Genomic DNA, 20,276 nt, shown 5'->3' on the forward strand with positions numbered 1-20,276 from the left:
ACCGGATGAGCACGGCACAACTCCCGCCACCGGCCGCCGTACGGCCTCAGTTCTTGACCGCCCGCAGGGCGTACAGCAGCGGAACGATCGGCTCCGACGGCGGAAGACGCCACCAGCCGTTCTCACCCGGCACCATCGAGTCGAACCGCTTCCAGGGCAGCAGCTCGGTCTCCCGTACGAGTTGGACGGTCAGCCCCGCGCCGACCACGGCGGAGATGACCTCCCCGAGGCCGTGCCGCCACTCATAGCTCGTGGTGGCTCCCTGCACCGGCGGGCCATCGGTGTAGGTGCACGGCGTATCGCTCCTGAGGGGACCCCGGCCCCCTAAGTAGTCGTTCCGGAGCCGGAGTTCCTGCTGGTCCGGGCCGCCGGCCGGCCCCAGGGAGTCCAGCATCGGATGGAACTCGACCAGATAGAACGTCCCCCCGGGCCGGAGCAGTGAGCTGACGATCCCCGCCCAGGCGGTCAGATCCGGCAGGTAGCACAGCGCCCCCTTGCCGGTGTAGATCACATCGAAGCGCCGTGCACCGAGCGCCTCCGGGGCCCGGTGCACATCCGCCTGGACGAACTCCATGTTGCGGCCGGCCTCCGCGGCGAGCCGCCGCGCCTCCGTGACCGCCGCCGCCGAGAAGTCGAGCCCCACCGTGCGTGCGCCGCGCTCCGCGAAGGCGGCCGTCTCGGTGCCGAGATGGCACTGAAGATGCAGTACGTCCCGCCCGGCCAGCTCGCCGAGATCCGTCCACTCGAAGGGCGCGAACCAGTCGTCGGCGGTTCGGGAGCCGTCCAGCCCGTAGAACTCGCTGGCCACATGGATCGGGGTGCGGGCGTCCCAGTTGGCCTGGTTGGCCAGCACCATCTCCTCGGCGGTGGACGGGATTCCCGGACGGGGCGTCAGTTCACTCTTGTTCATGGTCATCCGTCCGTTCTACCCACCGGGCCGGGGTGCCCACCAGTACGGACGGCGAGGCGGCGGGCGCGCCCCTGGGCCCTGTCCAGGGCCTATCCCTCCCCGGCCGGCGTCGTCCACACCTCCCCGTCGAGGACATTGCGCATCCCCACCCACACCATGTTCATCAGCCGCACGGTGATCCGCTCCGGGGGTTCGTCGGGGTGCAGCACCATCCAGTCGGTGAGCGAGTCCGCCGCCCCGACCAGGGTGTACGCCACGAAGTCGGCCTCGTCCTCGGCACAGGCGGGCCCGGCGGCCTCCGCGCTACAGGTCCGGACGACCCCGGAGACCTCGGTCAGCACCGCCTGCCGGCTCTGCGCCAGCTCCGCAGCGATCGCCGGGCTCAGCTCCGATGCCTGGCGGTGCAGCACCACCCAGCTGTCCGGGTGTTCGGTGACAAAGGTGAAGAACGCCAGCAGGCCCGCCCGCAGCCGCAGCTCGGGGGAGGGTGCCGGGCCCGCGGTGGCCCGGAACGCGGTCACCAGGCGCTCGGTCTCGCGGCGCAGACAGGCGAGGAACAGTCCTTCCTTGGAGTCGAGATACAGATAGACCATCGGCTTGGAGATTCCCGCGAGTTCAGCGATCTCGTCGACCGAGGAGGCGTGGTAGCCGCGCTTGGCGAAGACCCCGATCGCCGCGTCGATGATCAGCTGCTCCCGGACCGGCCGGGGGAGGCGTCGCCTGCGTATGTCGCTCATTCGTGCCACCCTACCCTGACCTTACTGGCGAGTAAGTTTACCTGGGTGTCAGCTTGCGGGGGAGGGCGTCGCTGATCGGCGTCATGATCGACAGGTGTAAACCGGGGTGACGGTGGTAGGCGATCTCAAGCAACGCCCCATTCCGCAACGGCTGTTGCTCGGGTGCCGGCCGAGGCGGAGCGGACGCGGTGGGGCCCGGGTGTTGTTCCTGGGCCGGGCCCGGACCGCGCGGGGGGCGTGCCCGGCGTTGGGTGTCGCCGGGGATAACGGGCCGCCGCCTGTGAGTGGCGTGGTGGCGGCCCGTACCCCCACCTCGAACGGTCATTCGGCCGCAGGTCATGACGCCCCGTCATGTCACCACGGGACACAAGGAACACGGTCGCTCGTCTGCAACAACCGCCCTCCGCTAGGTATGTTGGGGACTGCGGGGCGTGGTCGTACAATCACGCAGCGATCGGCCGCTGCCCCCTGGCTGATGGCTGTCGAAGCGACGGGAAAGTGTGCAATGAGCCAAGAGACGCGACCGCAGTCCAGCGCCGTCGACGTCAGCATCCCGAGTGTGGCGCGGATGTACGACTACTACCTCGGTGGCAAGGACAACTACGCCGTCGACCGCGAGGCCTGCGACGAGCTGAGCAAGGTCGTCCCGAGCACCCAGGTGCTGGCGATCAACAACCGGCGTTTTCTCCAGCGGGTGGTCCGCTGGCTGGCGCGTGAACACGGCATCCGGCAGTTCATCGACCACGGATCAGGTCTGCCGACCCAGGACAACGTCCACCAGGTCGCCCAGCAGGTCGACCCGCAGTCCCGTGTGGTCTACGTCGACAACGACCCCATCGTGCTGGCGCACGGCCGCGCCCTGCTGGAGGAGAACGCCAACACCGCGGTCATCCAGGCGGATATGCGGGACACCGACGGCATCTTCAGCAGCCCCGAGGTCGAGCGGCTGATCGACTTCGACCAGCCCGTCGCCGCGCTGTTCGTTTCCGTGCTCCACTGCATACCGGACGCCGACGACCCGGCGGGTCTGATCAAGCGGGTCGCCGACCGTCTGGCACCCGGCAGCTTCCTGGTGGTGTGCCAGTTGGTCAGCGAGGACGCCGCGACCCGCGACTTCGTCACCGAGTTCATGCGGGTCAGCACCCATGGCCAGTGGGGCCGGGTGCGTCAGGCGCATGAACTGGCCGGATTCCTGGAAGGGCTGGAGGTCCGGGAGCCGGGCCTGGTGGAGGTCTCCACCTGGAAGCCGGACGCGGACATCGGCCCCAGGCAGCTCACTCAGGAGTGGATCGAGTACGGCGGCGTCGCCCGCAAGCCGTAGCGCGGGCACCCCGCGACGCGGAAGCGGGACGGTGCACCCCGGTGGGTGCCCCGCCCCGCTCCGCCGGAACCGTGCGGATCAGCTCTCCTGCTTGAGCAGCCGCTCCAGGATCGCCACGGACTCGCGCGGCGACTCGGACTGGGCGCTGAGCCGGTCCATCACCGCGAGGTAGTGGTCCACATCATCGCGCTTGTCCAGATAGAGCGCGCTGGTGAGCTGTTCCAGATAGACGATGTCCGGCAGATCCGGCTCCAGGAACCGCAGGATCGTGATCGGACCACCGGCCGCCGCGAGTCCACCGAGGCTGAACGGCGCGATCTGTAGCGTCACATTCGGCAGTTCGGTCATCTTCAGCAGATGTCTGAGCTGGCCCGCCATCACCTCCGGCCCGCCGAGCGGGCGGCGCAGGGACGCCTCGTCGATCACCGCCCACACGCGCGGCGCGTCCGGGACGGTCAGCAGTTCCTGACGCTGAACCCGCAGCTGCCCCCGGCGCTCGATCTCCTCGGGCGTAGACCGCGGATGACCGAGCTGTGCCACCGCGCGGGCATAGTCGGCGGTCTGCAACAGGCCCGGTACGAACTGGACTTCGTAGGTGCGGATCACCGAGGCGGCCTCTTCGAGGCCGATATGCGTCTCGAACCAGCCGGGCAGCACATCGCCGTACTGATGCCACCAACCGGGGCTGCTGGTCCGGCGGGCCAGGTTGAGGAAGTCGTCACGGATCGCCTCATCCGTGACGCTGTAGAGCGTCAGCAGATCGGCGACATCGCGCTCCTTGCAGCTCACCCGGCCGAGTTCCAGGCGGCTGATCTTGGCGTGTGAGCCGCGGATGGCGTCCCCGGCGGCCTCCCGGGTGATGCCCGCCGCTTCCCGCAGCCGGCGCAGCTGGGTGCCCAGCACGATGCGCAGGACGGTCGGGCCGCCCCGCGGGTGGTCGAGATAGCGGCGCAGGGACGGGCCGCTGCTCGGCTGCGCGGCGTTCATGCCGAATCCTCACTTCGCTCGGCCTCGCCTGCGCGCGGCTCGCACCCTTCAACGGTCCCCCGACCTCCGGCCGGGCGAACCCCCATCCGGCGCTCGCTCATGCTGACTCCCCTGAGTGGTCGGGCGAACGCCCAGTGTCCCATCGCCTCCGACGTGCGTACAGCCGGGGTGACTATCCAGTCGACATATGCGCCATTCGTGGCGGCGTCCGCGTCGGTCCTAGGCGATGAGATCGTCGAAGTCGCCGTCCTTGGCGCCCTGGACGAAAGCCACCATCTCGTCACGCGTGTAGACGAGTGCCGGCCCCGAGGTGAACCGGGAGTTCCGTACCGCCACCCCGCCGTCCGAAAGAACCGCCAGTTCAACACAGTTGCCACTGGGGTTGCTGCGGCGGCTCTTGCGCCAGACGGCGCCTTCGATGCTGGTGGCCTGTATGCCGTTGCTCACCGACTCCATGACAGCTGCTCCCTTACTGGAGGTCATTCCTCCGACCGATGCCGAGCCTTCGATCACCTTGGCGTGAACGAGCCCCTGGGGCGCCGTCCTTACCGATGTAATTGCAGATGCACTTGCACCGGGTGACGGCTGCCGAGGATATTAACCCTCCGAGGCAGTCCGGCCCAGCCCCGAAATCCCTTTCGCGGAGATGTTGATGACCACACATCCGGCAGAGACCGTGCACCACGCCCCTCGGGAGGAACCGTGTGAGGACGCCTGGTGGATGCCCACCCCCGACGGCTTCGCCGCCTGCGCCCTCAGCGCCACCGCACGGACCGTGCCGGAAGCCCGCCGGTTCACCCGGGCGACCCTCGAAGGCTGGCAGGTGTGCGCCGGACTCGCCGATGACGCGGTCCTGGTCGTCTCCGAACTCGTCAGCAACGCCCTGCGGCACGGCTTCCGGAACCCCGGAGCGGAGGACGAGGACACCGCGGCGCCCACCCCCTTCTGCAACGCCTGGCTGGCGCTGACCCGGCAGGAGACCACCGTGCTGTGCGCGGTTTCGGACGCCGGCCCCGGCGCACCCGTCATCAGGACCCCGGACGCCCTGGCGGAATCCGGGCGCGGCCTCTATATCGTCGACCGGCTCAGCGAGTCCTGGGGCTGGACGCCCCCCGACCGGTCGGGGAAGACGGTCTGGGCGACGATGTCGGTACGCGGCTGAGGCCGCTCGTACGGGACCCCGCGGCGGTCCGCGCACGGAGCGGGCCATGGTCTGCCGTGTGTGACGATTCCCGGGTCGCCGTCGCCCGAGCGGAAGGCCCGAGAAGCCGATGGATCTGCTGTCCCTGCGCTACTTCCGTGCGGTCGCGCGCCGGGAGCACATCAGCCGGGCCGCCGAGGAACTACGGGTGGCCCAGCCCTCGGTGAGCCGGACCATCGCCCGGCTGGAGGCCGAACTGGGTGTGCCGCTCTTCGACCGGCACGGCCGCGCCATCCGGCTCAACCGCTACGGCGCCGCGTTCCTGACCCGGGTCGAGCGGGCGCTGGACGAACTCGACGACGCCCGCCGGGAGATGGCCGATGCGGCCGGACTCGACGACGGCGGGGTGGCCGTCGCCGCCGAGACGCTGCTGCCGCTCACCGAGCTGCTGGCGGGATACCGCGCCGCCCACCCCGGGGTCACCCTCCGCTGCTTCCAGTCCACCCCCGACGTGATGCGGGAGCAGCTGCGGGCCCGGGAGGTGGACTTCTGCATCGCCTCGCAGCCGCTGTCCGGGCCCGGTCTGGGCGCGGTGCGGCTGCTGCACGAAGAGGTGCTGCTCGTGGTCCCGGCCGGGCATCCGCTGGCCGCCCGCGAGCGGGTCACGGTCGCCGAGATCGCCGAGGAACCCTTCATCACCACCCGGCCGGGCCACTGGCAACGGGCCCTGCTGGAGCGGCTGTTCAGCGCGATCGGACGCCGTCCGGTGATCTCCTGCGAGGGCGACGAACCGGGCGCCACCCACTTCCTGGTCGCGGCCGGTCTCGGTATCGGCCTGATGCCCACGCTGGCCCGCGCCGACCTCGCGTCCGTGCCGCTCGCCTGGCTGCATCTCGACACCCCCGACTGCGTACGGACGCTGAGCCTGGTCCGGCGGGAGGACAGCTACCTCACCACGGCTGCCGCGCGCTTCCGGGATCTGGCCGTCACCCACTTCGCCGGACGGCTGCAACATGGCGTACCGGCACAGGAGCTGCGACAGTCCGAGGGGCCGGCGGGCGTCACGTACGAAGACCTCTGACCGCGACCCGCCATCGGCCGGCCGCGGGGACGGTCAGTCTTCTCCGTGGAGGGTCCGGGCGAGAACGGAGCGGTGGGTCGGCTTGGCGTCGTCGTAGCGCCGGTGGCCTTCGTCGGTGATGACGACGAAGATGCCGCGGCGGTCGAGCTCGCACATGACGCGCTCGACGAGGCCGCCCCGCTCCAGCCTGGCGACCAGCCGGGAGGAGGCGCTCTGGCTCAGATGCACCACGTTGGTGAGGTCCTGGCCGCGGCACTTGCCGTGGTCGGAGGACGCGAGGCGTTCGAGTGCCTCGAACTCGCTGACGCTGAGGCCGTGCTGCGCCTGCAACTCCTGCTCCAGGGCACTGTGCACGGCGGCATGGCGGGCGAGAAGCCCGTGCCACTCCTCGACCAGTTCCTGCTCCGGGCGACCCTTCATGGGGCCCAGGTTAACATGCGCCAGCATTTGATGCACAGAAATTAAATGCGGTTGCATTCGATGTACGTGCATGCAAGAGTCCTGGTATGACTTCCTCCGCACCCCTGTCCGCCTCCACACCCACGTGGAACGCCAGACTCTGGGGAGTTCTGCTCACGGTCTCCCTGGTCATCGGCCTCGACGCACTCGACGTCTCGATGGTGGGTGTCGCACTCCCCTCCATCCAGGCGGACCTGGGGCTGTCCACCAGCGCGCTTCAGTGGATCGTCAGCGGCTATGTCCTCAGCTACGGCGGGCTGCTGCTGCTCGGTGGCCGCGCCGCCGACCTGCTCGGCCGCCGCCGGGTGTTCCTGACCGCGGTGGCCGTGTTCGCCGCGGCCTCCGTGCTCGGCGGGCTGGTCGACGACGGAGCACTGCTCATCGCCACCCGCATCCTCAAGGGCATGGCGGCGGCGTTCACCGCGCCGGCCGCGCTGTCCATCATCACGACCACGTTCGCCGAAGGGCCGGCGCGCAACAAGGCGCTGGGCGTCTTCTCCGTCTTCGGGGCCAGCGGCTACTCGGCCGGCCTGGTGCTCTCCGGTCTGCTGACCCAGGTGGGCTGGCGGTGGACGTTCTTCCTGCCGGTGCCGGTCGCGGTCATCGCATGGATCGCGGCCAACCGCCTGCTCCCCAAGGACGGCCCCCGAGCCTCCGGCGGCTATGACATCCCCGGGGCGATCACCTCGGTCGGCGCGATGCTGCTGCTCGTCTACACCGTCGTGGAGGCGCCGGAGGCCGGCTGGGCCGCGCCGAGCACGCTGATCCAGTTCGCGATCGCCGCGGTGCTGCTGGCCGCCTTCCTCGTGATCGAGCGCCGCAGCGCGCATCCGCTGGTCCGGCTCGGCATCCTCCGCTCGGGCTCGCTGGCGCGGGCCAACCTGGGCATATCCGTGTTCTTCGGCGGCTACATCGGCTTCCAGTTCGTGGTCATGCTCTACTTCCAGTCGGTGTTGCAGTGGTCGGCGCTCCAGACCGCGCTGGGCTTCCTTCCGGCCGCGGTGATCGTCGCCTTCGGCTCGCCGCGGATGGATCCCCTGATCGAACGGGTCGGCACCGCGCGCACCATCGCGGGCGGCGTCCTCGCGCACCTCGTCGGCTACGTGCTCTTCCTCGTCATCGACCGGGACGCCCCGTACGCCGTCGGTGTGCTGCCCAGCATGATCCTGCTGGGTATCGGGTTCACCCTGGCCTTCGCGTCCTTCAACATCCAGGCCACCGCCGGGATCCCGGACCACGAACAGGGCCTGGCCGGCGGTCTGTTGAACACCTCGACGCAGGTCGGCGGCGCGATCGGGCTCGCCATCGTCACCGCGGTGCTCACCGCCGGAGGCGAAGGCAAGACCGGCCCCGAGGCGCTGCTCGCCGGCTTCACCCCGGCGCTGCTCACGATCACCGTGCTCTCGGCGATCGGCCTGCTCATCGGGCTGTCGGGAGTGCTCGGACGACGCAAGGCCGACCGGTCGGCGGGCGCGTCGGTGGAAGAGCCTGCGGAGAAGTCGGCCGTGAAGTCCTCCGTGAAGTCGGCGGAGGAGTCATCGGACGAGCGGGATCTTGTACTCGTCGACTGACGGGTCCGGTCACGGCACCTCCCGGTGTGCGGCACGAGCCGCGCACCGGGAGGTGCCGTGGTGCATCCGCATCCGCATCCGCATCAGCGTGACGCGCTGCCGGATAAGTCGTGCATGCGCCCGGGTGTCCGACTCTGCGGACTCTCCTAGGCCTCGCCCGGCGCGCCGTCCCCCAGGCCGAAGGCGGCCAGCAGGCGTTCGGCGGCCAGCGTCGCGGTGAGTTCGCCGTCGCGTACCGCGCGTTCGACCTCCGGGCCCAGTCGGCGTACCTCGGGGTGTTCCTGGAGGCGGTCGATCAGCCGCTCGCGTACCATCGACCAGGTCCAGTCGACCTGCTGGACCCGGCGCCGCTCGGCCAGCGCCCCGGTGGACTCCAGCAGGGTGCGATGCTGCTCGATCCGCTCCCAGACGCCCTTCAGGCCGGTGCCCTCGCGGGCACTACAGGTCAGGACGGGCGGGGTCCAGGCCGCGTCGGCGGGCTGCAGCAGCCGCAGCGCACCGGCCAGTTCACGGGCCGCGGAGCGGGCATCGCGCTCGTGCGGACCGTCGGCCTTGTTGACGGAGACCAGGTCCGCCAGTTCCAGCACGCCCTTCTTGATGCCCTGGAGCTGGTCGCCGGTGCGCGCCAGGGTCAGCAGGAGAAAGGTGTCGACCATGTTGGCGACGGTGGTCTCGGACTGGCCGACGCCGACCGTCTCCACCAGGATCACGTCGTAGCCCGCCGCCTCCATCACCACGATGGACTCCCGGGTGGCCCGGGCCACCCCGCCCAGCGTGCCGGACGTCGGGGAGGGCCGGACGAACGCCGCCGGGTCGGTCGCCAGCCGCTCCATCCTGGTCTTGTCGCCCAGGATGGAGCCGCCGGTACGGCTGGAGGACGGGTCGACGGCGAGCACCGCGACCCGGTGTCCCATCCCGGTCAGCAGCGTGCCGAGCGCGTCGATGAAGGTCGACTTGCCGACGCCCGGCACCCCGCTGATGCCCACTCGGCGGGCCGAACCGGAGTACGGCAGCAGCTCGATCAGCAGCCGCTGGGCCGCCGCCCGGTGGTCCGGGCGGGTCGACTCGACCAGGGTGACGGCGCGGGCGATCCAGGCGCGGGAACCCGCCCGGACGCCCTCGGCGTACCGTTCGACATCGATCGTCGCAGGCATGACCCCCCCGCTCAGAGCTCGTGGCCGAGGACGGACGCCAGTTCCCGCACCAGATCGTGCGCGGCCTCGGGGATGACCGTGCCGGGCAGGAACACCGCGGCGGCGCCCATCTCCCGCAGCGGCTGTACGTCCGCCGGCGGGATCACCCCGCCCACCACGATCGTGATGTCCTCGCGGTCCTCGGCGGCGAGCGCTTCCTTCAGCGCGGGCACCAGCGTCAGATGCCCGGCCGCCAGCGACGACACCCCGACGATATGGACGTCCGCCTCCACGGCCTGGCGGGCCACCTCGGCCGGGGTCTGGAACAGCGGGCCGACATCGACGTCGAAGCCCAGGTCGGCGAAGGCCGTGGCGATCACCTTCTGGCCGCGGTCATGGCCGTCCTGGCCCATCTTGGCCACCAGGATGCGCGGCCGGCGGCCCTCGGCGCGCTCGAACTCGGCCACCAGCGACCGGGTGCGCTCCACACCGGAGGAGGGGCCTGCTTCGTCTCGGTACACACCGGAGATCGTACGGATCTGGCCGGAGTGCCGCCCGTAGACCGACTCCAGTGCGTCCGAGATCTCACCGACCGTCGCCATCGCACGGGCCGCGTCCACCGCCAGCGCCAGCAGATTGCCCTCCAGCCCCTTGCCGGGACCGGACTCGGCCGCCGCGGTCAGCGCACGCAGCGCCTTCTGGCAGGCGTCCTCGTCGCGTTCGGCGCGCAGCCGCTTGAGCTTGTCGATCTGCTGGGCGCGCACCGAGGAGTTGTCGACCTTGAGGACCTCGATCTCCTCGTCGGTCTCCACCCGGTACTTGTTGACGCCGATCAGCGCCTGCCGCCCCGAGTCGATCCGCGCCTGCGTCCGCGCCGCGGCCTCCTCGACGCGCAGCTTGGGGATGCCCGCGTCGATGGCCTTGGCCATCCCGCCGGCCGCCTCGACCTCCTCGATGTGCTGCCAGGCCCGGTGCGCCAGATCGTGGGTGAGCTTCTCGATGTACGCGCTGCCGCCCCACGGGTCGATGACCCGGCAGGTGCCCGACTCCTGCTGGAGGAACAGCTGGGTGTTGCGGGCGATACGGGCGGAGAAGTCGGTGGGCAGTGCCAGCGCCTCGTCCAGGGCGTTGGTGTGCAGGGACTGGGTGTGCCCCTGGGTGGCGGCCATCGCCTCCACACACGTACGCGTGACGTTGTTGAACACGTCCTGCGCGGTCAGCGACCAGCCCGACGTCTGCGAATGGGTGCGCAGCGAAAGGGACTTGGGGTTCTTCGGCTCGAAGCGCTGCACCAGGCGCGCCCACAGCAGCCGGGCCGCGCGCAGCTTGGCGATCTCCATGAAGAAGTTCATGCCGATCGCCCAGAAGAACGACAGCCGCGGGGCGAAGGAGTCCACATCCATGCCCGCCTCGATGCCCGCGCGCAGATACTCCACCCCGTCGGCCAGGGTGTACGCCAGCTCCAGGTCGGCTGTCGCGCCCGCTTCCTGGATGTGATAGCCGGAGATCGAGATGGAGTTGTAGCGCGGCATCTTCTGCGAGGTGTACGCGAAGATGTCGGAGATGATCCGCATCGAGGGCTGCGGCGGATAGATGTAGGTGTTGCGGACCATGAACTCCTTGAGGATGTCGTTCTGAATGGTCCCGGCCAGCTTCTCGGGCGGTACGCCCTGTTCCTCGGCGGCCACGATGTAGAGGGCGAGAACGGGCAGCACCGCGCCGTTCATCGTCATCGACACCGTCATCTTGTCCAGCGGGATGCCCTCGAAGAGCTGCCGCATGTCATAGATCGAGTCGATCGCCACGCCCGCCATGCCGACATCGCCGGTCACCCGGGGGTGGTCGCTGTCGTAGCCGCGGTGGGTGGGCAGGTCGAAGGCGACCGACAGGCCCTTCTGGCCGGCCGCGAGGTTGCGGCGGTAGAAGGCGTTGGACTCCTCGGCCGTGGAGAAACCGGCGTACTGCCGGATCGTCCAGGGCTGGTTGACGTACATCGTCGGGTAGGGGCCGCGCAGATACGGCGTGATGCCCGGGTAGGTGCCCAGGAAGTCCAGCCCGTCGAGGTCCGCGTCGGTGTACAGCGGCTTGACGTCGATGCCCTCCGGCGTCTCCCACGTCAGATCCGCCACACCCTTGCCGGTGGCCTGCTGTACGGCCGCGGCCCACTCCCCGGCCTCGCCGCCGTCCGCGGTGACCGGGCCGCCGAGCTCGACCGTGCTGAAGTCCGGGATGGCGCCCGTGGCCGCCGGGGAACCGTGCGGCGCTTCGCCGACGGCGCCTGTCTGCTGCGTCGTCTCCTCCATCACGCCACCTCCATGACATCCAGGGCCGAGGACAGCACCTCGACCGCGTCGCAGCCCGTGAAGACGTAGGAGTCCACACCGGCCGCTGCGAATTCGTCCCGCCGCTCGCCCGGCTTGCCGGCCAGATGCACCCGCAGCGCACCCGCCGACTTCAGCGCGGCCGCCACGGCCGCCGCCTGCTCGCCGTACACCGCGTCGCTCGCACACAGGCAGGCGATCCGCGCGCCGCTGGCGGCGAACGCCTCCGCCACCGACTCGGCATCCACCGGAGCGGGCTCGGCCACCGTCTCGATACCGCCCGCCTGGAACAGATTGGCGGCGAACGCCACCCGCGCGGTGTGCGTCGCGACCGGGCCCAGCCCGGCGAGGAAGACCTTGGGGCGGGCGCCGCTCGCCGCGAGCTGCGCATCGGAGCGCGCCCGCAGCTGCTCGAAGGCGTCGTCCCTGCGCACCCGCGGCAGCCCTCCCCCAGACCCTGTCCGGGGGGACCCCCAGCCGATCGGCGCGGGCGCCGGCTCGCGGTGCACCGGCGGCTCGGCGAGATGCGGGAACTCGCTGACACCGGTGACCGGTTCGCGCCGGTGCGCGAGGTCCGCGGAACGGCGCTCCCAGGTGTCGGCCAGCCGGCCGGCGATCATCCCGGAGCGCAGCGCCGCGGCCTGGCCGCCGGCCCCCTCGATCTCCTGGAACCACGCCCAGGCCGCCCGGGCCAGCTCATCGGTGAGGCTCTCCACGTACCAGGAGCCGCCCGCCGGGTCGATCACCTTCGACAGATGAGACTCCTCCAGCAGCACCGACTGGGTGTTGCGGGCGATCCGCCGCGCGAACGCGTCGGGCAGGCCCAGCGCGGCGTCGAACGGCAGCACCGTCACCGCGTCGGCGCCGCCCACGCCAGCGGACAGCCCGGCGACCGTGGTGCGCAGCATGTTCACCCACGGGTCCCGACGGGTCATCATCACCGTGGAGGTGACCGCGTGCTGGCGCTGCGCGGACGCGGCGGGGGAGGCCCCGCACACCTCGGCGACCCGCGCCCACAGCCGGCGGGCCGCCCGCAGCTTGGCGATCGTCAGGAACTGGTCGGCGGTGGCGGCATAGCGGAACTCCAGCTGCCGGCAGGCGTCGTCGATGCCGAGGCCGGATCCGGTCAGCTGCCGCAGATAGGCGACGCCGGTGGCCAGCGAGGTCCCCAGCTCCTCGGCGGCCGAGCCGCCCGCCTCGTGGTACGGCAGCGCGTCGACGGCGAGCGCGCGCACACCGGGTGCGTCGGCGGCGCAGCGCGCGGCCATCCGGGCGGCCGACTCCAACTGGAGGCGCAGCTTGGCGTCATCACCCGTACGGGCCAGCAGGCCGAGCGGGTCGGCGCCCAGGCAGCCGGCCGCCTCACGCAGCGGCGCACCGGACGCGGTGTACAGCCGCAGCAACTCCTCTGCGGCCGCCGCGAAATCGGCCCCCGCGTCCAGCACCACCGCGGCCAGGTCCAGATAGACCCCGCGCAGCGCCTGCTCCAGACCGGCCACCGGCACCCCGCCGTCGCCGACGGTCAGCCAGACCGAGGTGACGCCGTTCTCCAGGTCGGCCAGCACCGATTCATTGGCCCGCTCGGGATCGGTGTGGACATGGCGCTGGCGTACGTCCCACCCGGCGACGGTCGTGCCCTCGGGCCGGCCGGCCCGTACGAAGGGCGGAAAGCCCGGGTGGCCCAGGGCGGCCGTACCGTCCTCGGCGGTGTAGAGCGGGCGGACGCGGATGCCGTCCTGGAGATCGGTGGCGAGCACGTCCTCGGCGGCGGCGCCCGTTGCTTCTGCGACGCCCGATTTGCGCAGCACACCTTCGACGAGGCGCTGCCACTGCGCGCGGTCGGCATCCGGGAAGGCTGCGGCCAGGGGGAGTTCGGGGGACTCGGCGGTCATGGCAGCAGGCTAGGCGAACGACCGTTAGCTGGAGCAGGGGCTCCAGCTGTGACGTTGCACTCGTTGACCATGCAGAAATGTTGATATCCATGGGCCGGATGGGGCAGGTGGGACGGGTCGCCCCTATCGCGCGAAGTCATCCGGTGACCTCCGGGACGTGTCCGCCCGGGGCGTCGGCGCAGGTTCAGTACGGTGGGCGCGGCACCCTCCCCCAAGCTCTTAAGGAGCAGGGGGTACCCCCAGAGGAGCGCGATGCCCAAGGCTCCGTTGACCCGCACCGTGACCGTCGCCACGTTGCTGCTGGCCGTCGCCGTGCTCGTCTGGGCGCTGCCGCGGACCGCCGCCCCCGGCCACGCCGCCACCTGCGCGGGACGCCGGATCGCCGCCTGGACCCCCGATTCCCGGCATACCGGGGAATTCGCCCGTTACGGTGATGACAACACCCGGGTCGACGACTGGACCGGCGGCGACGGCACCCACTCGGTACGCCTCCCCGACGGCCGGACGCTCTGGTTCTTCTCCGACACCTTCCTCGACCGGATCCAGGAACCGCCCAATCCGCAAGGGGAGCACCGCCGTTGGCGCACCGCCGACACCGGCGGCACCCCGTTCCTGCGGCACAACTCCGCCGTGGTGATGTCCCGTTCGGGCCGGCTGGAGCGCACCCTGACCGGCGGCACCGCGGCCGCCCCCGGACCGTTCTTCCCCGACCCGCCCGGCGGCGGCTGGCGCTGGCCGGTCCGCGCGAGCGTGGAGCCCCGCGGGCCCGGATCGGACCGGAAAGTGGTCCGTGTCCTGCTGTGGAACCGCACCCCCGGCGCCGGACCGTGGATCTTCGGCATGCCGCACAGCACCGAGGTCGCCACGCTCTCCCTCCCCGGCCTGCGCCTGGAAGGCATCACCCAGGCCGTCGCCCCGACCTCCGCGGACCCGGGGCGGCGCGTCCTCTACGGGGCGGCGACGGTCCGCGACGGCGGCTGGACCTATGTCTTCGGCAGCGACGACCCACCGTCGGCGCCCGCCTCCAGCGCCTATCTCGCACGGGTTCCGGCCGGGCGGCTCGGGGACAGCGGAAGCTGGCGGTTCTGGGACGGCGCCCACTGGCAGCGGCGGGCCGGGCGGGCCCGTCCGGTGCTGCGGGACGGCGGCCCGCGCGGCGTCGGCACCGCCTTCACCGTCGTCCGCGACGGCCCCGCCTGGGTGCTGATCACCATGGACACCGGGGGCGGCGGCGCGGCCGGGATGCGGGCCCTCACCAGCTACTGGTCCTGCTCACCCCACGGCCCCTGGCACGGGCCGAACGGCCGGCTCACCCCGCCCCGCCCACCGGCCGCCGACCCCCGGCACGTCGCGGTCTACAACCCGCAGGCGCACCCCGAATTCACCGCCGACGGCGCATTGCTGCTCAGCTACGACATCAACTGGCTCGGCCCGCCAGGCGTCCCGGCCGACGCCCGCCTCAACGGCGATGTGGACCTGTACCGGCCGCGGTTCCTGCGGGTACGGCTGGGCCCCGTCGGGCCGTGAGCCGGGCACCGGGTCCGGCGCGTCCGGTGCCCTTCCTCGTCAACTCCCTTGCTGCTCCCGCCACTTACGGGTCACCTCGTCGATATCGAACGGTACGAGGTTCAGCGGAGGGCCTTCGAGCGGGGTGCGCAGCGCCGCGCGGATGCGCTCATTGACCGGCGTCAGGATGCGGCGCAGGGCCGCCTCGGTGGGAGCGGCGGCCGCGGCCTCCAGGGCGTCCTCCGCCTCCTTGCGCAGGGCGAGGGTCGGCGGCAGGTAGGAGAGGTGCTCCCGGCTCATCTTGTCCTTGATCCACCACATCTCGTCATACGGCTGATCGAGGTGGGGGAGGGGCTTCCCGGCGCCCGGGAGGCCGGCGAAGTCGCCGCGCTCCGTCGCCTCGCGGATCTGCCGGTCGATCCAGCTCTCGAAGGTGACACCGGGGGGTTTGCGCTCGGTCATCGCGTGTGTCTCCCGAGGATTCAGCGGCCGGTCGGCCGGTCTTCTCCGGACGGGGTGCGGGCAGGTGGCTGCCTGCTTTCACGGTAGCGCGGCGCCGGGGTGCGAGGGGCGGTCCGTGGCGGTTCAGCCGGTCGGGCCGGGCTCCGTGACGGATCCGCCGGTGCCGGGCTCACCCGTGTCCGGCCGCTCCGTGGCGGACGGCGCGGTGGGGGTCGGGCTCGGCTCGACCACGGGGAAGGCGTTGTTGCCGCCGCACACCATCGGGCCGACCCGGCCGCCCTTGCTCACGATCATCACGGCGACCTGCCCCGCCGGCTTGTTCCCCGGCACCCGCGCGTTGGCCGCGGTGCACACCAGCTGGTTCAGCGAGGCGGAGTCCAGCAGCTCGACGCCCGCCCGCACGGTGATCACCACGGTGCCCTCGTGCGTCTCGACGGTCGGCGAGGCGAGGAACTTCGGCAGTGCACTGGTCAGGCCGCGCATCCGCTCCGCGTGGTTCGGGCCCTTCATGAGCAGCTGGAGGGCCGTCGCCGGGTCGACCGGTGTCTTCGCCGGCCGGGTCGCGGAGCGCAGCCCGGACGGCCCGTAGAAGAACAGCTGGACATCGGCCTCGGGCTGGCCCGGCGACTTCATGCCGCTGGCGGGTTCACCGGCGTCGATGACATCGGTGGGCGCGATTCCGCAGCCGGCCAGCGCCCCGGACAGGGCGGCCGCCAGTGCCCCGGTGAGGGCACCGCCCAGGACGAGCCGCCGGGCCCGCACCGTACGCAGGGCCTTCAGGGCCTTCATGGCGCTCATACGAGGTTCTCTTTTCCGGCTTCGGGACGTGCGCCGTCCGGGTTGTCGTCCGCGGTCTCCCCGGCCGCCCAGGCGTCGTCCGGCGGGCCGTCCGCCTCCCCGGCCGCCGCCCCGGCGGTCTCGCCCTGGCGCAGCGGCAGATCCACCGTGAACACCGCACCGGCCTCGGGGGAGTTGGCCGCGCGCATGACGCCGCCGTGCAGCCGTACGTTCTCCATCGCGATGGCCAGGCCCAGGCCACTGCCCTCCGAACGGGCGCGGGCGGAGTCCGCCTTGTAGAAGCGGTCGAAGACATGCGGCAGGACCTCGGGGTCGATACCGGGCCCGCTGTCGGAGATCTCGATCAGCAGCCGGTCCGCGCCCGGCTCCGGGGTGTGCAGCCGCACCCGGACCGGCTCGCCGCCGTGGTGCAGGGCATTGCCGACCAGGTTGGCGACCACCACATCGAGCCGCCGCGGATCGAGCCGGGCCCGTACGCCGGCCGGCAGCTCCGCCGTCACCCGCTTCTGCCAGGCCCTGGCCTGAAGGGTCTTACGGATGGTCTCGGCGACGTCCACCTCGTCGAGATGGAGCGCCGCGGCCCCCGCGTCGAACCGCGAGACCTCCATCAGATCCTCCACCATCCGCGCCAGCTTCCCGGTCTCCTGGCTGATCAGCCGGACCGCGGAGGCGGTGTCGGGGTCGAGGGAGTCGGCGTCCTCGTCGAGCACGTCGGTGACCGCGGTCATCGCCGCGAGCGGCGTCCGCAGCTCGTGTGAGACATCGGCGGCGAACCGCCGGGCGTTGGACTCCAGCCTGCGCAGCTCGGCCATGCTCTCCTCCAGCCGGGCCGCCATGTCGTTGAACGTCCGGGACAGATCGGCGAGTTCATCGGCGCCCTTGACCTCCAGCCGGGTGTCCAGCTTGCCCTCGGCGATCCGCCCGGCGGCCTGCCGCAGTCCCCGTACGGGCCGGAGCACCCCGCGCGCGGCCAGCAGCGCCGGGATCACGGTCAGCACCAGCACCGGCAGCGCACCCCGCTGGGCGGCGCTCACCAGCGCCTCGACATTGTCCTCCTCGGCGTACAGCGGCAGCTGGGCATAGACGGACAGCGCGGAGGCCTTGCCGTCGGTCTGCCGCACCGGCATCCCGATCAGCAGCCAGGGGTCGCCGCCGCGGTCCACCCGCTGGAAGACCGGCACATGGCGCTTCTCCACCGAGCTCTTGAGGCCGTCCGGTATCACGACATCGCCGCGCAGACTCCCGTCGCCGCTGTCCCGCACCCCGCGGTAATACACCGAAATGTCCCAGTCCCGGGACTTCCCGGAACGCTCCAGCTGGATCCGGAAGGAATCCAGATCGGCCTGCGACGGCGGCACCGGGAGCTCGGGAGCCAGCGAATTGACCTGCGCCCGCAGATCGTTGACGGCGATGTCCTGGGAGCGCTGGAGGATCGCGTTACGCGCCTCCTGGTAGGTCAGCAGCGCGGTGGTCAGCGCACTGACGGCGGCCACCACCAGGAATCCCACCACGAGCCGGGCCCGCAGCCCACGCAGCAGCTGGGGGTTCCCGCGCCCGAGGCGGGGGAGGTCCGCCCAGCGGCGGGGGCGCTTCACAGGGGCCCGAAACGGTAGCCGAAACCGCGCACGGTCTGGACGTAACGGGGGCTGCGCGGGGTGTCCTCTATCTTCGTCCGCAGCCGCATGACACAGGCGTCGACCAGCCGCGCATCGCCGTGGTAGCTGTGCTCCCACACCTGCTCCAGCAGCTGCTGGCGGCTGAAGACCTGCCCCGGGGTGGCGGACAGGAACAGCAGCAGCTTCATCTCCGAGGGGGCCAGCGCCAGGTCCTGGCCGCCCTTGCCGACCACCAGGCCGGCGCGGTCTATGGCCAGTTCGCCGTACGTCTCCACCGGGGCGGGGCCCGGCTCGGCGGCGGCCGGTGTGCCCTCGGTCGGCAGCGCGGTACGGCGCAGCACCGCACGGATGCGGGCTTCGAGGACCTCACCGCGGGCCGGCTTGACGATGTAGTCGTCGGCCCCGGCCTCCAGTCCGAGCACCACATCGAGGTCGTCGCCGCGGGCGGTGAGCATGATGATCGGGAGCTGCCGCTCGGCGCGGATCAGCCGGCAGACCTCGAAGCCGTCCTTGCCGGGGAGCATCAGATCCAGCAGCACGATGTCCGGTCGGAAGCCCGGCAGGACGTCCAGGCCCTCCTCGCCGCTGGCCGCGGCGGCCACTTCATGACCGCGCCGCCGTAGCGCGAGGGTCACTCCGTCCCGTACTGCGGCGTCGTCCTCGATCAGAAGTACACGTGGCATGGGACCAGTATCAATAAGTTTCATGATGGATCCGTAACAGGAGCAGCCTCCTCGATCTCTGACGCATCTTCCGTGGTGCAAGGCGGTGCGTAGCACCCACCGCCGTCGGAACGCACACGCGCACGGTAAAAGGGGACGGGATCGGGATGGCACGGGGCTTCGGTAAAGAGAGCGGCATCATCGGGGTGGCCGCGGCGGCCGTCGTGGCGCTCGCGGCCGCGGGAACGCTCGTCTTCTCCGGAGCCGGTACGGACTCCAGCGCGGCCGACGCCGCCAAACAACCCAAGAAGGCGTCCCGGGCCGCACCGGTCGATCCCTCGATCGTGCACGCCTCGGACCGCCCCGGCCGCAGCCTGAACATCACCATCGACGACGGCCCGGACCCGACCTGGACCCCGAAGGTGCTGGAGGTCCTCAAGAAGGAGAACGTCAAAGCGGTCTTCTGCATGATCGGCCCGCAGGCCAAGGCGCACCCGGACCTGGTCAAGCAGGTGGTGGCCGCGGGCCACAAGCTCTGCGACCACACCCTCGACCACGACACCGGGATGAACCACAAGTCCGAGAGCTTCCAGTCGCGGCAGATACTCGACGCACAGCAGATGATCGAGAACGCGGCGGGCGGCGCACAGGTCGAGTACTACCGCGCCCCCGGCGGCGCCTTCACGCCCTACAGCCGCAAGCTGGCCGCGGACCGCGGCATGCGACCGCTGGGCTGGAACGTCGACAGCAAGGACTTCGAGGGCGGCACCGTCGACATGATCGACGCCACGGTGCGCGCCGAACTCTCCAATGGCCCGACGGTCCTGTTCCACGACGGCGGCGGCGACCGCTCCCGGACCGTCGAATCGCTGGAGCGGCTGCTGCCGTGGATGAAGCAGCAGGGCTACGGATTCGGGTTCCCGAAGCGCTGATGCGTGGCGGAGGGATCAGGGCGGCCTTCGGGCCGCCCTGATTGACGTTGGGGGGCGACGGTGTCATCGCCCCCTCGCACCGCCTTATGCCGCGCCGAACAACTCCGCGAGGCCGCGCTCCAGACCGAGGTAGGCCGGCTCGGCACCGGCGGGCACGGCCGTGTAGGAGCGGGCGAGGAACTGCCGGACGTCCTCGGTCCTCAACTGGACCATGGCGATGCCCTCGTCCGCGTGGAACTCCATCACCGTGCGGTCCGGACCGGACGGCCGTACCCGCACATCGCCCCGCCCGGCCGGCACCCGCAGCCCCTCGTCGAGCAGTTCGCGGGCGAACGCCCAGTCCACCGCCGAGCCGTCCAGCGAGATCTCCGGCGGGAAGGACATCCGTACGGCCAGCGGGTCGGCGGGCTGATAGTGCAGCACCGCGGGTACCGCGTGCGGGCCGGGGGTGGTGGCGATGAGGCGGACCTGGACGGCTTGGTCGATGACGGGGTCCATCGCGCTGCTCCCTCACGGCTGTCGGATCATGGGCAAAGGCTCGTCCAGTAGGACGGTGTGCCCACCCTCGTAGTGCACGCGACACAGGTGTGAGGTATCTCATGTTGCGGTGCCGGCGGTTTTCATGCCGCGTCGAGGCGTGTGTGCAGGTCACGCCGCCTCCGGGCGGGAGTGGGGCGGATGCCCTGACTGCCGCCCGGAGGTGGTGGTCGCCCCGGCGGTCCAACTGCCCGGAAGGTGCCGGGCGTT

The 20,276-nt window shown here is 71.2% G+C and carries 19 protein-coding genes; 6 read left to right on the forward strand and 13 right to left on the reverse strand.

Annotated features, from left to right (window positions below):
• Window positions 1–46: 46 nt before the first annotated feature.
• Together QT196_RS33210 and QT196_RS33215 are read right to left on the reverse strand one after the other, a co-directional pair.
• The gene (locus QT196_RS33210) at window positions 47–916 is read right to left on the reverse strand and encodes a class I SAM-dependent methyltransferase (RefSeq protein ID WP_168482392.1); all 870 of its coding nucleotides are present in this window, start codon (window positions 914–916) and stop codon (window positions 47–49) included.
• A gap of 83 nt (window positions 917–999) precedes the next feature.
• Window positions 1,000–1,647: a TetR/AcrR family transcriptional regulator gene (locus QT196_RS33215; RefSeq protein ID WP_168482393.1), complete on the reverse strand. Its 648-nt coding sequence runs from the start codon at window positions 1,645–1,647 to the stop codon at window positions 1,000–1,002.
• 505 nt (window positions 1,648–2,152) lie between these two features.
• On the opposite strand from QT196_RS33215, the gene QT196_RS33220 reads away from it, so the two are divergent.
• On the forward strand, window positions 2,153–2,968 hold the full coding sequence (locus QT196_RS33220) for an SAM-dependent methyltransferase (protein WP_290356251.1): 816 nt from the start codon (window positions 2,153–2,155) through the stop codon (window positions 2,966–2,968).
• Between the two features lie 78 nt (window positions 2,969–3,046).
• On the opposite strand, the gene QT196_RS33225 is transcribed toward QT196_RS33220, so the two are convergent.
• Both QT196_RS33225 and QT196_RS33230 read right to left on the reverse strand, forming a co-directional pair.
• Complete coding sequence (locus QT196_RS33225; protein ID WP_290356252.1) at window positions 3,047–3,955, reverse strand: helix-turn-helix transcriptional regulator; 909 nt, start codon at window positions 3,953–3,955, stop codon at window positions 3,047–3,049.
• A 219-nt stretch (window positions 3,956–4,174) separates the two neighbouring features.
• A complete protein-coding gene (locus tag QT196_RS33230; RefSeq protein ID WP_290356253.1) occupies window positions 4,175–4,411 on the reverse strand; it encodes a DUF397 domain-containing protein in 237 nt (78 codons plus the stop codon).
• 196 nt (window positions 4,412–4,607) lie between these two features.
• On the opposite strand from QT196_RS33230, the gene QT196_RS33235 reads away from it, so the two are divergent.
• Complete coding sequence (locus QT196_RS33235; protein WP_168482397.1) at window positions 4,608–5,117, forward strand: ATP-binding protein; 510 nt, start codon at window positions 4,608–4,610, stop codon at window positions 5,115–5,117.
• Window positions 5,118–5,226: 109 nt separating this feature from the next.
• A complete protein-coding gene (locus tag QT196_RS33240; protein WP_248001416.1) occupies window positions 5,227–6,177 on the forward strand; it encodes a LysR family transcriptional regulator in 951 nt (316 codons plus the stop codon).
• Window positions 6,178–6,210: 33 nt separating this feature from the next.
• Here the strand turns inward: QT196_RS33240 and QT196_RS33245 are convergent, their stop codons facing one another.
• Window positions 6,211–6,597 carry a MarR family transcriptional regulator gene (locus QT196_RS33245; RefSeq protein ID WP_168482398.1) on the reverse strand — a complete coding sequence of 129 codons (387 nt, stop codon included), beginning with the start codon at window positions 6,595–6,597 and terminating at the stop codon, window positions 6,211–6,213.
• 86 nt (window positions 6,598–6,683) lie between these two features.
• Between QT196_RS33245 and QT196_RS33250 the strand changes: the two genes are divergently transcribed.
• A complete protein-coding gene (locus QT196_RS33250) occupies window positions 6,684–8,207 on the forward strand; it encodes an MFS transporter (RefSeq protein WP_168482399.1) in 1,524 nt (507 codons plus the stop codon).
• A gap of 146 nt (window positions 8,208–8,353) precedes the next feature.
• Here the strand turns inward: QT196_RS33250 and meaB are convergent, their stop codons facing one another.
• From meaB to QT196_RS33265, 3 genes are read right to left on the reverse strand one after another with little or no spacing between them, the layout of a single operon-like run.
• Complete coding sequence (meaB, locus tag QT196_RS33255) at window positions 8,354–9,361, reverse strand: methylmalonyl Co-A mutase-associated GTPase MeaB (RefSeq protein ID WP_266732287.1); 1,008 nt, start codon at window positions 9,359–9,361, stop codon at window positions 8,354–8,356.
• A gap of 11 nt (window positions 9,362–9,372) precedes the next feature.
• Entirely contained in the window at window positions 9,373–11,643 is a 2,271-nt protein-coding gene (gene scpA, locus QT196_RS33260; protein WP_290356255.1) for a methylmalonyl-CoA mutase, read from the reverse strand.
• Window positions 11,643–13,553, reverse strand: a complete 1,911-nt coding sequence (locus tag QT196_RS33265; RefSeq protein WP_266732288.1) for a methylmalonyl-CoA mutase subunit beta — start codon at window positions 13,551–13,553, stop codon at window positions 11,643–11,645. The genes scpA and QT196_RS33265 overlap by 1 nt, the downstream gene beginning before the upstream one ends.
• A gap of 252 nt (window positions 13,554–13,805) precedes the next feature.
• Between QT196_RS33265 and QT196_RS33270 the strand changes: the two genes are divergently transcribed.
• Entirely contained in the window at window positions 13,806–15,080 is a 1,275-nt protein-coding gene (locus QT196_RS33270; RefSeq protein WP_266732289.1) for a hypothetical protein, read from the forward strand.
• Between the two features lie 39 nt (window positions 15,081–15,119).
• Here the strand turns inward: QT196_RS33270 and QT196_RS33275 are convergent, their stop codons facing one another.
• From QT196_RS33275 to QT196_RS33290, 4 genes are all read right to left on the reverse strand, one after another.
• Entirely contained in the window at window positions 15,120–15,521 is a 402-nt protein-coding gene (locus tag QT196_RS33275) for a DUF1992 domain-containing protein (RefSeq protein ID WP_290356256.1), read from the reverse strand.
• A 123-nt stretch (window positions 15,522–15,644) separates the two neighbouring features.
• The gene (locus QT196_RS33280) at window positions 15,645–16,319 is read right to left on the reverse strand and encodes a hypothetical protein (RefSeq protein WP_248001418.1); all 675 of its coding nucleotides are present in this window, start codon (window positions 16,317–16,319) and stop codon (window positions 15,645–15,647) included.
• A complete protein-coding gene (locus QT196_RS33285) occupies window positions 16,316–17,914 on the reverse strand; it encodes a HAMP domain-containing sensor histidine kinase (RefSeq protein WP_168482403.1) in 1,599 nt (532 codons plus the stop codon). Before QT196_RS33285 ends, QT196_RS33280 begins: the two co-directional genes overlap by 4 nt.
• Window positions 17,911–18,618 carry a response regulator transcription factor gene (locus QT196_RS33290; protein ID WP_168482404.1) on the reverse strand — a complete coding sequence of 236 codons (708 nt, stop codon included), beginning with the start codon at window positions 18,616–18,618 and terminating at the stop codon, window positions 17,911–17,913. The genes QT196_RS33285 and QT196_RS33290 overlap by 4 nt, the downstream gene beginning before the upstream one ends.
• Window positions 18,619–18,764: 146 nt before the next feature.
• On the opposite strand from QT196_RS33290, the gene QT196_RS33295 reads away from it, so the two are divergent.
• On the forward strand, window positions 18,765–19,529 hold the full coding sequence (locus QT196_RS33295; protein WP_168482405.1) for a polysaccharide deacetylase family protein: 765 nt from the start codon (window positions 18,765–18,767) through the stop codon (window positions 19,527–19,529).
• A gap of 84 nt (window positions 19,530–19,613) precedes the next feature.
• Here QT196_RS33295 and QT196_RS33300 read toward each other — a convergent pair whose 3' ends face one another.
• The gene (locus QT196_RS33300; RefSeq protein WP_168482406.1) at window positions 19,614–20,027 is read right to left on the reverse strand and encodes an SsgA family sporulation/cell division regulator; all 414 of its coding nucleotides are present in this window, start codon (window positions 20,025–20,027) and stop codon (window positions 19,614–19,616) included.
• Window positions 20,028–20,276 lie beyond the last annotated feature (249 nt).

This window comes from Streptomyces sp. P9-2B-2, assembly GCF_030406865.1.
Taxonomy (GTDB): domain Bacteria; phylum Actinomycetota; class Actinomycetes; order Streptomycetales; family Streptomycetaceae; genus Streptomyces; species Streptomyces platensis.

What these genes read in the sequence shown, in the direction of transcription:
- QT196_RS33210 (WP_168482392.1), bottom strand. Translation starts at nt 916, where the DNA reads ATGACCATGAACAAGAGTGAACTGACGCCCCGTCCGGGAATCCCGTCC.
- QT196_RS33215 (WP_168482393.1), bottom strand. Translation starts at nt 1,647, where the DNA reads ATGAGCGACATACGCAGGCGACGCCTCCCCCGGCCGGTCCGGGAGCAG.
- QT196_RS33220 (WP_290356251.1), top strand. Translation starts at nt 2,153, where the DNA reads ATGAGCCAAGAGACGCGACCGCAGTCCAGCGCCGTCGACGTCAGCATC.
- QT196_RS33225 (WP_290356252.1), bottom strand. Translation starts at nt 3,955, where the DNA reads ATGAACGCCGCGCAGCCGAGCAGCGGCCCGTCCCTGCGCCGCTATCTC.
- QT196_RS33230 (WP_290356253.1), bottom strand. Translation starts at nt 4,411, where the DNA reads ATGGAGTCGGTGAGCAACGGCATACAGGCCACCAGCATCGAAGGCGCC.
- QT196_RS33235 (WP_168482397.1), top strand. Translation starts at nt 4,608, where the DNA reads ATGACCACACATCCGGCAGAGACCGTGCACCACGCCCCTCGGGAGGAA.
- QT196_RS33240 (WP_248001416.1), top strand. Translation starts at nt 5,227, where the DNA reads ATGGATCTGCTGTCCCTGCGCTACTTCCGTGCGGTCGCGCGCCGGGAG.
- QT196_RS33245 (WP_168482398.1), bottom strand. Translation starts at nt 6,597, where the DNA reads ATGAAGGGTCGCCCGGAGCAGGAACTGGTCGAGGAGTGGCACGGGCTT.
- QT196_RS33250 (WP_168482399.1), top strand. Translation starts at nt 6,684, where the DNA reads ATGACTTCCTCCGCACCCCTGTCCGCCTCCACACCCACGTGGAACGCC.
- meaB (WP_266732287.1), bottom strand. Translation starts at nt 9,361, where the DNA reads ATGCCTGCGACGATCGATGTCGAACGGTACGCCGAGGGCGTCCGGGCG.
- scpA (WP_290356255.1), bottom strand. Translation starts at nt 11,643, where the DNA reads ATGGAGGAGACGACGCAGCAGACAGGCGCCGTCGGCGAAGCGCCGCAC.
- QT196_RS33265 (WP_266732288.1), bottom strand. Translation starts at nt 13,553, where the DNA reads ATGACCGCCGAGTCCCCCGAACTCCCCCTGGCCGCAGCCTTCCCGGAT.
- QT196_RS33270 (WP_266732289.1), top strand. Translation starts at nt 13,806, where the DNA reads ATGCCCAAGGCTCCGTTGACCCGCACCGTGACCGTCGCCACGTTGCTG.
- QT196_RS33275 (WP_290356256.1), bottom strand. Translation starts at nt 15,521, where the DNA reads ATGACCGAGCGCAAACCCCCCGGTGTCACCTTCGAGAGCTGGATCGAC.
- QT196_RS33280 (WP_248001418.1), bottom strand. Translation starts at nt 16,319, where the DNA reads ATGAGCGCCATGAAGGCCCTGAAGGCCCTGCGTACGGTGCGGGCCCGG.
- QT196_RS33290 (WP_168482404.1), bottom strand. Translation starts at nt 18,618, where the DNA reads ATGCCACGTGTACTTCTGATCGAGGACGACGCCGCAGTACGGGACGGA.
- QT196_RS33295 (WP_168482405.1), top strand. Translation starts at nt 18,765, where the DNA reads ATGGCACGGGGCTTCGGTAAAGAGAGCGGCATCATCGGGGTGGCCGCG.
- QT196_RS33300 (WP_168482406.1), bottom strand. Translation starts at nt 20,027, where the DNA reads ATGGACCCCGTCATCGACCAAGCCGTCCAGGTCCGCCTCATCGCCACC.